Origin of the sequence: Amycolatopsis sp. FU40, assembly GCF_021903635.1 — a bacterium.
Taxonomy (GTDB): Bacteria; Actinomycetota; Actinomycetes; order Mycobacteriales; family Pseudonocardiaceae; genus Amycolatopsis; species Amycolatopsis dendrobii.
On sequence record NZ_CP091381.1, the window covers coordinates 57,192 to 69,146 of the forward strand.

Below are 11,955 nucleotides of genomic sequence, written 5' to 3' on the forward strand. Positions count from 1 at the left end.
TTGACCTTGTCCCAGGGGCAAGGTCGGAAGCTGGCCGCATGCACGATTACGACACCCTGCGCGCGCTCGCCGACGAGGGGAACGAAACCGCACTGGACCGCCTCGCCGACCTCGCCGACGGCCGCGGCGACCTGGCCGAACTGTCCGAACTGCTCGACGAGGGCAGCGAACACGCCGGACGCTTGCTGACCCGCAGGGCGGTGGAGAACCGCGATCTGCGGGAGCTGCAACGGCTCGCGGACGCGGGAAGCGACGATGCGGGCAACGAACTGGAACGACTTCTCCGGGGCGATTCCTCGATCTCGTGAGGGAATTCCCTCGCGAACTTCCCTCGGGCTTGGGGCTCAGGTGAGCGCGAGCGGTAACGTTCGCCGCACCGCGGCCCCTTGCTCGCCGTGCAGCGGAACCACCGAAACCCCTTGCGGCACCGGTGCTTCCTCCGCCCGCGTGCCGACTCGGATGGTCAGCTCGAGCTTCTCCCGCCCACCCGGCGTCCGCCGCAAAGTCGCGGACGTCGCGGTGAACGCCGCTCCCGGCACCGCCACCGCCAACGTCCGGGCGAGGCCGCGCGAAGACCGCGGCGAGTAGCACGTCTGCGTGAGCCCGCCCCACTTCCACGCGCGCCAGAAATCCCCGTCGGCCTCCGGGTTTCCGGTCGAAACGCCCAGCGCCACCCGAAGCTCGTTGGTCAGCTCGCCTGCCTCCAGCACGGTCGACGGATAGCCCGCCTCCGCCAGCGCCACCATCAAGCTCAACGCCGCACTCGCCGTGCTCCGCAGCGCTCCCAGTTCGCCGCCGCCGCGGGCGAGGGCGGCGATGGGCGCGTCTTCCGGCCGGTAGCGCACCGCTAGCCAGCGCACCCGATACACCCGCGAATCCCTTGGCACCGCCCACGTCAGCAACTGCACGGCGGCCAGCGGGATGTCGGTGTTCTGGAAAGTGGTGCGGAGGATGGCCAGCAGTTCGTCGGCCGAAGGCTCCCCGGCGCCAGGTGTGAGACGGACGATCGCGCTCCAGTCGCCGTCGACCTCGGCGACGCCGAAGCGGTTGCCCGCGCGGTCGACGTGCTGCCGCACCTTCACCGGACCGGCGATACGCAGCAGCGCGTCCGGACTGTCGCGGCGGCTGTCGTGGCGACGCAGGCGATGCGCGAGCCACGTCCACGCCCAGCCGGCGAAATGCCGTCCGGAGACCCGCACCGACGTCGTCGCCACCAGCAGTCCGGCCAGCGCGGCGATGGTGATCCGCATCGGCTGGGCCAGGCCGTGCACGGTGAACGCGAGCAGCAGCGCCAGCGCGGCGATCTCCCATCCGGCAGCCTGCAACGGGCGGATCGGCAGCAGCCACGGCCACGGCGCGGCGCCTGAGATCCCGGGCGTCCCGGGAGCGCGGGCGTGAGCCGGGGCAGGCGGCGCGGACACGGACAACGCATTCCCCTCTTCCCCGGGCAGCGACCCGGCCCCGCGAACGCTAGCGTCCCCGCGCGGGCGCGTGGGCGTAAAAATTACCCTCGTGCGCCTCTCGGGAGCTGTCTAGCCTGCGCGAGAAGCGGATGTGATCTCCAGGGGGCCGGGACAGCGTGTGGACGCAGCGGGACCAGATCCAGGCGTACCAGTTCCTGCGCCGCCGTCTCGTGTCCGCGCTCGTCGCGGCGGACGCCAACCATCCGGTGTCGCCCAGCCGCCGTCTCGTGCTCGGCACGCTGCTCGGCGTCGGCGCGGCCCTGCTCGTGACCGCGGTGTTCGGGGTGATCGGCCTGGTCAGCCCGTCCGGCGGGAAGGACTGGCTGGCCGGCGGCAAGGTGATCGTCGAGGAGGACAGCGGGGCGCGCTTCGTGCTCGGCGCGGACGGCGCGGTGCACCCGGTGCTCAACTACGCTTCCGCGCGGCTGCTCGCGGGCGGCAACGGCCAGGAGACCGTCACGGTGCCCGCCGAGAAGCTCGGCACGGCCCCGCGCGGCACGCAGATCGGCATCGTCGGCGCGCCGGATTCCTTGCCCAGCACGCTGATCACCACCCCGTGGACCAGCTGCAGCCGCACCACCCAGGACGCGCCCGCGTCGGCGGAACCGCTCGTCGCCGTGCTGCTGGAACCGGCCGCGTCCGGGGTCGAGCTGCCGCGCGATTCGGGCGTGATCGTCCGCGTCCCGCAGGGCGGCCGGTTCCTGCTCGCGGGCGGCCACCGGTACCGGCTGAGCGACGAAGCCGCGGCGGCCCTGCAATTCGACAGCTACCCGACGATCACCGTGTCCGCGCGCTGGATCGACACCGTGCCCGCCGGCCGCGACCTCGGCGAGATCCCCGTCGACGGCGCGGGAAACCGCGGCCCGCGCGTCGGAACGCAGGAGACGCGCGTCGGCCAGGTGCTGTCGGTCGTCGACCCGATGGCCGGGCCCGCCAACGCCTCCACCTACTACCTCGTCCGCCCGGACGGTCTCGAACCCGTCGGCCAGACCGAGGCCGCGCTGCTCGTCACGACCCCGGCGAACGAACCGGCGTACTCGGGCCGTCCGGAACCGGCACGGGTGCGCGCCGCGGACGTCGCCTCGGTGAAGAAGGTGAGCGAACCCCGCTCCGGCGGCGCGGATCCGGCGGCGTACCCGGACCGGATCCCCGGGAAAGCGCCGATCACCGGCAGCGCGGTGACCCTGTGCGCGCAGAACGGCCGCGTGACGGTCTCGGCGGACCTGCCGGTCCCGCCCGGCGCCCGCGCGCTGCCGGTGCAGAGCCGGACCGACGCCCGGGTCGCCGACGTCGTCTACGTTCCGCCCTCGCGCGGCGCGGTCGCGACGGACCCCGGGTCCGGCACGATTTATCTCGTCACGGACACAGGACGAAAATATCCGGTGGCGAACGGGACGGCGCTCACGTCGCTGGGCTACGGTTCTGGGTCCGGGCATCCGGTCGCGGGCGGGCTTCTCGCGCTGATGCCGACCGGTCCCGCGCTCGATCCCGCCGTGGCCGGGCAGCCTGCGGGAACGGGGTGAGCGAGCCGGTGACCACGACAGCGCAGCGACCCAGCGACGTGCCGGACCGCCCCGACTCCCCGGCTCCCGGCGCCGTTCAGGTCGCCGTCATCGAAGACCATCCGCTGTACCGCCGCTCGGTGGAACGCGTCCTCATCGAGGCCCCGGACGTCGAACTGGGCGCGGTGGTCGATTCGGTCGCCCGCTTCCACGTCGCGCGCCAGCCCGCCGGAAGCGTCGTCCTGCTCGATCTCGGCCTGCCCGGCGTCGCCGGCGCGGCCGCCGTGCTGGAGGTCGCCGAACTGGGCCATCACGTGCTGGTCGTGTCCGCGCAAGCCGAACCGGAGACGGTGCTCGCCGCGATCGCCGCCGGGGCAAAGGGATTCCTGTCGAAGGACGTCGACGTCGACGAACTGCTGATCGCCATCCGCGCGGTCGCGGGCGGCGGCGCGTACGTGTCGGCCGTGGTCGCCGGAATGATCATCAAGGACAACACCGACCGCCCGGTCACGCGGCCGGAAATGGAGCTGTCGCCGCGCGAAGTGCAGGTGCTGCGGCTGGTCGCGGCGGGGGAACGGGACGTCGACATCGCGCGGATCCTCGGCATCGGCGTGCGCACCGTGCGCGGCTACCTCGACCGGATCCGCGACAAGACCGGCGAACGGCGGCGCCCCGGCCTCGTGAAGGAAGCGATCCGCCGCGGCCTGGTGGGGAAGGAAACAGTGACGTGAAAGCCGACGAGGGGCGGCGCCGGAGCGGACCCATCCAGGTCGGGGTGATCGAAGACCACCCGCTGTACCGGGACGCGGTCGCGCGCGTGCTGAACGAGGCCCCGGACATCGAACTGGGCGCGGTAGCCGACTCCGTGGCGCGGTTCGCGGTGCAGGACCAGCCGAAGGGCAGCGTGGTCGTGCTCGACCTGAAACTGCGCGGCGTCCAGGACGCGGCCGCGGTCCTCGAGGTGGGGCAGATGGGGCACAAGGTGCTCGTGGTGTCCGCGCACGCGGAACAGCCCGAGGTCCTCGGCGCGATGCAAGCCGGGGCGAAGGGATTCCTGTCGAAGGACGTCGACGGGGACGAACTGCTGCGCGCGATCCGCACGATCGCGGAGGACAACGCGTACGTCTCGCCGACCCTGGCCGGGATGATCATCCAGGACAGCGACGAACGGCACGCGGGACCGAAGATCGTGCTGTCGGAGCGGGAGAAACAGGTCCTGCGCCTGGTGGCGGCGGGGGAGCGGGACGTCGACGTCGCGGAGATCCTGGACATCAGCGTCCGGACGGTGCGGTCTTACCTGGACCGGATCCGGGACAAGACGGGGGAGCGCCGGAGGGCGGGGTTCGTGCGGGTGGCGATCCGGGAAGGGCTGCTGCGCTGACCGCGAGAGAGCCGGCCCGGGCCTACGACTACGACGTCGCGGTGTCGTTCGCCGGAGAAGACCGCGAGTTCGTCGAGGCTGTCGTCCGCGAGGTGAACGCCGCCGGGTACAAGGTGTTCTACGACCAGGACGAGCAGGTTTCGCTCTGGGGCGAAGACCTGACCGAGTACCTGCCGAAGATTTACGAAGAACGCGCACGGTACGCCGTGATGTTCGTTTCCCGGCATTACGCGGCCAAACCGTGGACGAGGTTCGAGCGGCGAAGCGTGTTGTTGCGGGCGATCAATCAGCCGGAACCGTATTTGCTTCCGGTGCGTTTGGACGCGACCCAGCTCGACGGCGTCCGGGACAGCATCAGTTACCTGGACGGGAACATCGTCGGGGCGAGCGGCATCGCGGGCGCCATCTGCGAGAAACTGGGCAGCGCCGCCGCGGTGGGCGGAGGCGGGTTCAACGGGTACGTTCCGCGCAACGAGCACGAAGCCACGGTGCTGATCGGCGAACGTCCCGCGGGCTGGGAGTATCTGCTCTTTTCTTACGAGCTGGTGCGCGGGGTCGAGCGGTTGCACGACGCCTATCTCGATCATCGCATGGGCTTTTCCCATCCGGCCGAGTACGTGCCGGTCGACCAGGTTCTGCCGATCATCAAACGAGAACTCGCGACAGTTTTGAGTGTGATCAGGAACTTCGGCGCGGTGCTTTCCGGCGACGCGCAAACGGCCGCGTTCGGGGCGGTCGGCGAAGCCGGGGACGTCCCGCGCATAATCCACGTGGCGAGCCGCTACGTCGCCGTCTACGAATCATTCCTGGAATGGTCCTACCGGCTCCGCGGCTACGCGACACCGTCGGACGAGGTGCACGAAGTCTTCGCAGCTCTCGCCCGATACGCGGATCTGCCTGTGGAACGGCTGAGGTCGTTCGTGTACGAGTTCCGCGAGCGCGCGGACCCCCTGCACGCGCGACTGCTCAGCGGCGAGAACGTCACGGTCCAGATGACCCTTCCGCTGGAAATCGCTCCCGAAGCGTCGGCCCAGTTCGACCAGGCACTCGACGACTTCCAGCGTCACCTGCAGAGCTGACCCCTACAGCCGCCGGTTCGCCAACGCCCCGGTAGCCGTCCGGGCCTTCCCCGCGACCTCCGGGTCGACGTCCACCACCAGCATCTCCGCCCCGGCCCCGGCCTGCGCCTCCACGCGCCCGAACCCGTCCGCGACCAGCGAGTACCCGATCCCGGTCGGCGCCTTCGGATTGACCTCCGCCCCGGTCGCCGCAGGATCAGCCTGCCCGCAAGCCGCGACCCAGCAGCCCGAGTCCAGCGCCCGCGCCCGCACCAGCACTTCCCACTGCTCGCGTTTCCCGGCCCCCGCGCCCCACGACGCCGGAACCGCCACCACATCCGCCCCGTCGTCGGCCAGGCGCCGGAACAGTTCCGGGAACCGCAGGTCATAGCAGGTAGCGACCCCGAACACGGTCCCTTCCGCGGAGAACGTCACGACCTCCGAACCCGGCGCGACGGTGTCCGATTCGGCGAATCCGAACGCGTCGTACAGGTGGATCTTGTCGTAGCCGAGATGCTGTCCGAGTCCGGTGATCAGCAGCGTGTTCCGCACCCGCCCGTTGTCCGCCGGCGTGAACATCCCGGCGATCACCAGCACGTCGTGCTCAGCGGCGATCGACGCCACCGCCGACGCCCACGGGCCGTCCAGTTGCTGGGCGACGGGGGCGAGCGGGCGGCCGAAGCGGGCCATCGCCGCCTCCGGGAAGACCACCACGCGGGCTCCGGCGGCCGCCGCGGCCTCCACGCCGGAGCGAACCGTTTTCAGGTTTTCTTCCGGGTCGTCGCCCGAGTTGAGCTGGCACAACGCGATCCGGGGCACACGAGCCTCCCTGGTCCGGGGACAGCGGGTCGTCACCGAGTATCCCTGCCGGGAGCGCGCGGGCCACCTCGTACCCTGGTGTCCATGTTGAACCGCACCGACCTGCGCGGGCAGGTCCCCTCCGCTGCCGAGCTCCGTGCCGCGCTTCCGCGCGCCGAGTACGACGTGGACGCGGCGCTGCATCAGGTCCGGCCGGTGGTCGAGGCGGTCCGCGACCGCGGGGTCGAGGCGGTCCTCGAGTTCACCGAGCGGTTCGACAAGGTGCGCCCGGAGACGGTCCGGGTGCCCGCCGAGGAGCTCTCCAAGGCGCTGTCCGAGCTGGATCCGCAGGTCCGCGCGGCGCTGGAGGAGTCCATCAAGCGCGCCCGGAAGGTGCACGCGGACCAGCGTCGCCAGGACGTCACGACGCAGGTCGTCCCGGGCGGCACGGTCACCGAGCGCTGGGTGCCGGTCGACCGCGTCGGCCTGTACGCGCCGGGCGGGCTGGCGGTGTACCCGTCGACCGTGGTGATGAACGTCGTCCCGGCGCAGCTGGCCGGCGTGCGTTCGCTGGTCGTGTGCTCGCCGCCGCAGGCCGCGTTCGGCGGGCGGCCGCACCCGACGATCCTGGCCGCGGCCGCGCTGCTCGGCGTGGACGAGGTCTGGGCGGTCGGCGGCGCGCAGGCGGTCGCGCTGGTCGCCTACGGCGGCGTCGACACCGACGGCGCCGAACTGGCCCCGGTGGACATCGTCACCGGCCCCGGCAACATCTTCCTCACCGCGGCCAAACGCCTGGTCCGCGGCGTGATCGGGATCGACTCCGAGGCCGGTCCGACCGAGATCGCGATTCTCGCCGACGAGACGGCCGACCCGGCGCACGTCGCCGCCGACCTGATCAGCCAGGCCGAGCACGACCCGCTGGCCGCGAGCGTCCTGGTGACCACCTCCGAGGAACTGGCCGACGCCGTCGAGGCCGAGCTGGCCGGCCGCGTCGCCGCGACGAAGCACTCCGAGCGGGTCGGCCAGGCGCTGGGCGGCAAGCAGTCCGGCGTCATCCTGGTGTCCACTGTGGACGACGGACTGCGCGTCGTGGACGCGTATGCCGCCGAGCACCTGGAAATCCAGACCGCGAACGCCCGCGAGGTGGCCGCGCGGGTGCGCAACGCCGGAGCGGTCTTCGTCGGCGCGTACGCCCCGGTTTCGCTGGGCGACTACTGCGCGGGCTCCAACCACGTGCTGCCCACCGGCGGGTTCGCCCGGCACTCCTCGGGCCTGTCGGTGCAGAGCTTCCTGAAGGGGATCCACGTCGTGGACTACTCCGAGGACGCCCTGCGCGAGATCGCCCCCCGCGTCGTCGCGCTCGCGGACGCCGAAGACCTGCCCGCGCACGGCGAAGCCGTCACCGCACGTTTCGAAGGAGACGGCCGATGAACGAAGCCACCCCCGGCGGCGAGGTCACCCTCGCCGACCTCCCGCTGCGCGAGGACCTGCGGGGCCGCACCCCGTACGGCGCGCCGCAGCTGGAGGTCCCGATCCGGCTCAACACCAACGAAAACCCGTACCCGCCGCCGCCCGAGCTGGTCGACGACGTCGCCGAGGCCGTGCGTGCCGAAGCCGCGTCGCTGCACCGGTACCCGGACCGCGACGCGGTGGCGCTGCGCACCGATCTGGCGGACTACCTCACCGTGTCCACGCGGGTCGTGCTGTCCGAGGCGAACGTGTGGGCGGCGAACGGGTCGAACGAGATCCTGCAGCAGATCCTCCAGGCGTTCGGCGGTCCCGGCCGCACCGCGCTGGGCTTCGAGCCGTCGTACTCGATGCACCCGATCATCGCGACCGGCACGCGTACCGACTGGCTGCCGGTGCCGCGCCGCGCGGACTTCTCGCTCGACACCGCGCGGGCGGCCGAGGCGGTCGCCGAGCGGAAGCCGGACATCGTGTTCGTGACCAGCCCGAACAACCCGACCGGCGGGTCGATCCCGCTGGACCAGTTGCGCGGCGTGCTCGACGCGGCGCCGGGGATCGTCGTGGTGGACGAGGCGTACGCGGAGTTTTCGTCGCAGGCCAGCGCGATCGAGCTGATCGCGGAGTACCCGGCGAAGCTGATCGTGTCGCGCACGATGAGCAAGGCGTTCGCCTTCGCGGGCGGGCGGCTGGGCTACCTCGCCGCCGCGCCCGCCATCGTGGACGCCCTGCAGCTCGTCCGCTTGCCGTACCACCTTTCCAAGGTCACCCAGGCGGCCGCCCGCGCCGCCCTCCGGCACGCCGACGCCACCCTCGCGTCGGTGCACCGGCTCTCCGCCGAACGCGACCGCGTCGTGGAAGCCTTGCTGGGCCTGGGATTCACCCCGGTGCCGAGCGATGCCAACTTCGTCCTCTTCGGACAGTTCAGCGACGCGCCGGCCAGCTGGCAGTCCTATTTGGACCACGGCGTGCTGATCCGGGACGTGGGCATCGAAGGCCACCTGCGGGTGACCGTCGGCACCCCGGAGGAGAACGACGCCTTCCTCGAGGCGAGTAAGGAAATCAAGCGATGAGCCGCGTCGGCAAGGTGGAGCGCACCACCAAGGAATCGTCCATCCTGGTCCAGCTGGACCTCGACGGGACCGGGCAGGTGGAGATCGCCACCGGAGTGCCGTTCTACGACCACATGCTGACGGCGTTCGGCGTGCACGGCTCGCTGGACCTGAAGGTCGAAGCGACCGGCGACGTCCACATCGACGCGCACCACACCGTCGAGGACACCGCGATCGTGCTCGGCCAGGCGTTGCGCCAGGCCCTCGGCGACAAGAGCGGCATCCGGCGTTTCGGCGACGCGTGGATCCCGATGGACGAAACCCTCGCGCACGCCGCGATCGACGTCTCGGGCCGCCCGTACTGCGTGCACGTGGGCGAACCGGAGCAGTTCAACACGTTCACCATCGGCAACAACTACCCGTTCGTCCTGACCCGGCACGTCTTCGACTCGCTGGCGTTCCACGCGCAGATCGCCCTGCACGTCCGCGTCATCCACGGCCGCGACCCGCACCACATCGCGGAGGCGGAGTACAAGGCCGTGGCGAGGGCGTTGCGGGCGGCTACGGAGCCGGATCCGCGGGCAGGCGGGATTCCGTCCACGAAGGGCGTGCTTTAACGGCTATGGACGTGCGCGGTTCTCTGAAAGAAGTACTGCGCTCTTCCGATGAGCAGGCCGCGGCACTGGCGACGGAGCTTGTCCGAGCGGACGGACCGGGAGTCGACGACGCGATCCTCGCGGTGGCGACCTGCGGGACCCGGTCTGGCGCGGTGATGACACTGGCGATCCGGATCCTCGTGGAGCGCGATCGCGATCGTGATCCGGAACCGCTGCTCGCCCTCGTCCCGGACGGGCAGGTCAGAGCCGCGGACCGCCGGCCGTCCTGGCCGGTCAAAGCTCCGATCGTCACCCGGTACCGATTCGGTTTCGGCCGGCTCCGGCAGCTCGACCCAGTCGGCCAGTACGAAAGGGTTCTCGACTGCTATCCCACTGTGGTGCGGATGGACGCGGCCGTCGGGCTGGGGGATTCCGGGGAAAGCAGCGCTCTTGATCCCTTGGCGAAGGCGTTGAAGGACCGCTTTGCCGCAGTGCGCACGCTCGGTGTGCACGCGGTCCGCAGGCTTGGCAACGCGGGATTGCGCGAAGCGGCGCGGGAACACCCCGTCCGGGATCTGCTGATCGATCTCCTCCAGGACACCCTCCGGGAGACGCGGATCGCCGCGGCGCGAGCGCTCGGTTCGCTGGGGGAGCTGGCGGTTCTGGAGGAGCACCGTCCGAAGTCGTCTCGGGATCAGCGTGAATGGGCGCGGATCATGCAGGGCGAGATTCCGCCGCTGAAGCGAACCTGGCCCGGGGACCGCACGATCTGATTCACACGCGGAACACCGTGCGCGGCGCGGCATACGCCACCGGCCCGGGAAAGTGTTCGGCGGCAAGGCGAACCGCGTCGCGCGGGGTGACCGTGTGACCGAGATGCGTGAGCACCAGCCGCGCGGCTCCAGCGGCCGCGCGGCCCGCTTCCGCTGGAGTCAGGTGTTCTGCGGACGGCTCGATGCTGTCCGCCTCGCACAGGAACAGATCCGTCCCCTTCGCCAGCGTCGAGAGCGCCGAGCACGGTCCGGTATCCCCGGAGTACGCGAAAGTCCGCTCCCCGTCGGTGATCCGCACCCCGAACGCCGGAAAGCCGTGCGACACGGCCACCGTCTCCAGCCGCAGCCCGCCGACGCGGGTCCGGTGTCCGTCGTGCAGTTCCCGGACGGCGAACGCCTCCTCGATCGGCGCGCGCCCGGTGTTGCTCAGGAACGCGGAGATCCGCGCCGCTGTCCCGGGCGGGCCGTAGAGCGGGATCGGCCGCCGCGGAGTGAGGTCCGCGAACAACAGCGCGTACACCGCCGGCAACAGATCCGCGACATGGTCCGCGTGCAGATGCGAGATCCAGATCGCGTCCAGCTCCGCCGGCGAGACGTGTTCCTGGAGGGCGGCGAGGGTGCCGGGTCCGGCGTCGAGCCAGATCGCGGTGTCCTCGTGGCGCACCAGGTACCCGGAGCAGGGAGCGTCCGGGCGCGGGTACGGCGTCGCGCTGCCCAGTACCGTCACGGTGAAAGCCATGTGGCACGCTAACCCCTGTGAGCAAAGAGCTGATCGCGGTCCTGCTGCTGGCCCTCGGCGGCTTCCTGGCCGGCGGGGTCTACTCGCTGTGGAAGACCGCGAAGTTCTTCGCCGTGGTGCTGGGCATCGCGGCGGTGCTGGCGATCGGCGGGGCCATCGCCTGGCTGGTCAGCTGACCACTGCTCCGGCATCCTTCGTCAGGATGAATGCCCGCTGGCGCGCGCTTTCCCGCGGCCTGGCGGGGGCCTGAATTGCTCCTGACGGATGCCTCCCCACGATTGACGCGGCCTTCCCGCCGCGTGTCGCCCGCAGCCAGCGCGAGCCCCTTCCCGCAGCGAGCACGTGACTGACTCGCGGCGACCCGGGTAGTGCTGACGCTCCCGCTGCGCGCCTTCCCGCGCGGACGTCCTCGCAACTAACGCGTGCCTCCCGGCAACGAACCACCCCCAACCCTTGCCGCACGGCCCGCGCCTACGCCGCCAACGGCTGATAAATGCACTCAGCCAACGTCGCGTGCTTCTTCCACCCCAACGTCTCGTACAGCGCCCGCCCGGCATCGGTCGCCCCGAGGACCCCGAGCACGGCGCCGTCGGCAACCGCGCGGTCGGCGAGCGAGCGCATCACGAAGCCGCCCAACCCGCGGCGCCGGTGGGCTTCCTCGGTCACCACCCGGTCCACGATCACCGCGTCGCCGACCGCCGCCATCTGGCCCTTCGCCGCCTGCTCGCCCGCGCCGTCCAGCACCCGGAGGAACGTGACGGCACCGCTGATTTCCACGCTCACCGTGTAGCCCTCCGGCGCGACCGGGTCCGTGGCCAGCAGATCCGTCGCCATCAGGTGCCCGGTGTGCTCCCAGGCGACTACCCAGCCGCCGGGGATCCATGGCTCGACGGTCTCCGGCTCGGCAGGCGTCTTCAGCCACGTCCGAGGTTCGCTGACCGCGCCGGCAGCGGCGCGGACCAGCGATTCCTCAGCCTCCGGCAGGACATGCCTGCCCACTTCCGCGGGGTTGTCCGGCACCTCGACGAAAAGCCCCCATGGCTTCTCGACCGGCGCGGGCGTCTGCCGCGACAACGCCCATCCCGCGACCCAAGTTCGTACCGTGTCTTCGATCATGAAATGAAGGGTA

Annotated in this window: 14 protein-coding genes; 10 read left to right on the forward strand and 4 right to left on the reverse strand. The window is 71.1% G+C overall.

Annotation, left to right across the window (positions count from 1 at the left end; translation table 11 throughout):
- The first annotated feature begins 38 nt into the window (after positions 1–38).
- Entirely contained in the window at positions 39–308 is a 270-nt protein-coding gene (locus tag L3Q65_RS01485; protein WP_182896777.1) for a hypothetical protein, read from the forward strand.
- Positions 309–344: 36 nt separating this feature from the next.
- On the opposite strand, the gene L3Q65_RS01490 is transcribed toward L3Q65_RS01485, so the two are convergent.
- Positions 345–1,427 (reverse strand): type VII secretion protein EccE, encoded by a 1,083-nt coding sequence (locus L3Q65_RS01490; RefSeq protein ID WP_237598631.1) that lies wholly within the window; start codon positions 1,425–1,427, stop codon positions 345–347.
- Positions 1,428–1,579: 152 nt separating this feature from the next.
- Between L3Q65_RS01490 and eccB the strand changes: the two genes are divergently transcribed.
- The 4 genes from eccB to L3Q65_RS01510 are packed head-to-tail and all read left to right on the forward strand — an operon-like array spanning position 1,580 to position 5,425.
- On the forward strand, positions 1,580–2,986 hold the full coding sequence (eccB, locus tag L3Q65_RS01495; protein WP_182896775.1) for a type VII secretion protein EccB: 1,407 nt from the start codon (positions 1,580–1,582) through the stop codon (positions 2,984–2,986).
- Positions 2,987–3,024: 38 nt separating this feature from the next.
- Entirely contained in the window at positions 3,025–3,696 is a 672-nt protein-coding gene (locus L3Q65_RS01500; protein ID WP_182896808.1) for a response regulator transcription factor, read from the forward strand.
- A complete protein-coding gene (locus tag L3Q65_RS01505; RefSeq protein WP_009074915.1) occupies positions 3,693–4,346 on the forward strand; it encodes a response regulator transcription factor in 654 nt (217 codons plus the stop codon). The genes L3Q65_RS01500 and L3Q65_RS01505 overlap by 4 nt, the downstream gene beginning before the upstream one ends.
- A 41-nt stretch (positions 4,347–4,387) precedes the next feature.
- On the forward strand, positions 4,388–5,425 hold the full coding sequence (locus L3Q65_RS01510; RefSeq protein ID WP_182896774.1) for a TIR domain-containing protein: 1,038 nt from the start codon (positions 4,388–4,390) through the stop codon (positions 5,423–5,425).
- A gap of 3 nt (positions 5,426–5,428) precedes the next feature.
- Here the strand turns inward: L3Q65_RS01510 and L3Q65_RS01515 are convergent, their stop codons facing one another.
- Positions 5,429–6,223: a carbon-nitrogen hydrolase family protein gene (locus L3Q65_RS01515; RefSeq protein WP_182896773.1), complete on the reverse strand. Its 795-nt coding sequence runs from the start codon at positions 6,221–6,223 to the stop codon at positions 5,429–5,431.
- An 84-nt stretch (positions 6,224–6,307) separates the two neighbouring features.
- Between L3Q65_RS01515 and hisD the strand changes: the two genes are divergently transcribed.
- The 4 genes from hisD to L3Q65_RS01535 are packed head-to-tail and all read left to right on the forward strand — an operon-like array spanning position 6,308 to position 10,087.
- Positions 6,308–7,633: a histidinol dehydrogenase gene (gene hisD, locus L3Q65_RS01520; protein ID WP_182896772.1), complete on the forward strand. Its 1,326-nt coding sequence runs from the start codon at positions 6,308–6,310 to the stop codon at positions 7,631–7,633.
- Complete coding sequence (locus L3Q65_RS01525; protein ID WP_182896771.1) at positions 7,630–8,739, forward strand: histidinol-phosphate transaminase; 1,110 nt, start codon at positions 7,630–7,632, stop codon at positions 8,737–8,739. Before hisD ends, L3Q65_RS01525 begins: the two co-directional genes overlap by 4 nt.
- The gene (gene hisB / locus L3Q65_RS01530; RefSeq protein WP_037367102.1) at positions 8,736–9,335 is read left to right on the forward strand and encodes an imidazoleglycerol-phosphate dehydratase HisB; all 600 of its coding nucleotides are present in this window, start codon (positions 8,736–8,738) and stop codon (positions 9,333–9,335) included. The genes L3Q65_RS01525 and hisB overlap by 4 nt, the downstream gene beginning before the upstream one ends.
- A gap of 11 nt (positions 9,336–9,346) precedes the next feature.
- Positions 9,347–10,087 carry a HEAT repeat domain-containing protein gene (locus L3Q65_RS01535; protein WP_182896770.1) on the forward strand — a complete coding sequence of 247 codons (741 nt, stop codon included), beginning with the start codon at positions 9,347–9,349 and terminating at the stop codon, positions 10,085–10,087.
- A gap of 1 nt (position 10,088) precedes the next feature.
- Here the strand turns inward: L3Q65_RS01535 and L3Q65_RS01540 are convergent, their stop codons facing one another.
- Complete coding sequence (locus L3Q65_RS01540; protein WP_182896769.1) at positions 10,089–10,826, reverse strand: MBL fold metallo-hydrolase; 738 nt, start codon at positions 10,824–10,826, stop codon at positions 10,089–10,091.
- A gap of 17 nt (positions 10,827–10,843) precedes the next feature.
- Between L3Q65_RS01540 and L3Q65_RS01545 the strand changes: the two genes are divergently transcribed.
- Positions 10,844–11,002: a hypothetical protein gene (locus L3Q65_RS01545; protein WP_162836028.1), complete on the forward strand. Its 159-nt coding sequence runs from the start codon at positions 10,844–10,846 to the stop codon at positions 11,000–11,002.
- Positions 11,003–11,297: 295 nt separating this feature from the next.
- Here the strand turns inward: L3Q65_RS01545 and L3Q65_RS01550 are convergent, their stop codons facing one another.
- Positions 11,298–11,942, reverse strand: coding sequence for a GNAT family N-acetyltransferase (locus tag L3Q65_RS01550; RefSeq protein ID WP_182896768.1), 645 nt, complete (start codon positions 11,940–11,942; stop codon positions 11,298–11,300).
- Positions 11,943–11,955 lie beyond the last annotated feature (13 nt).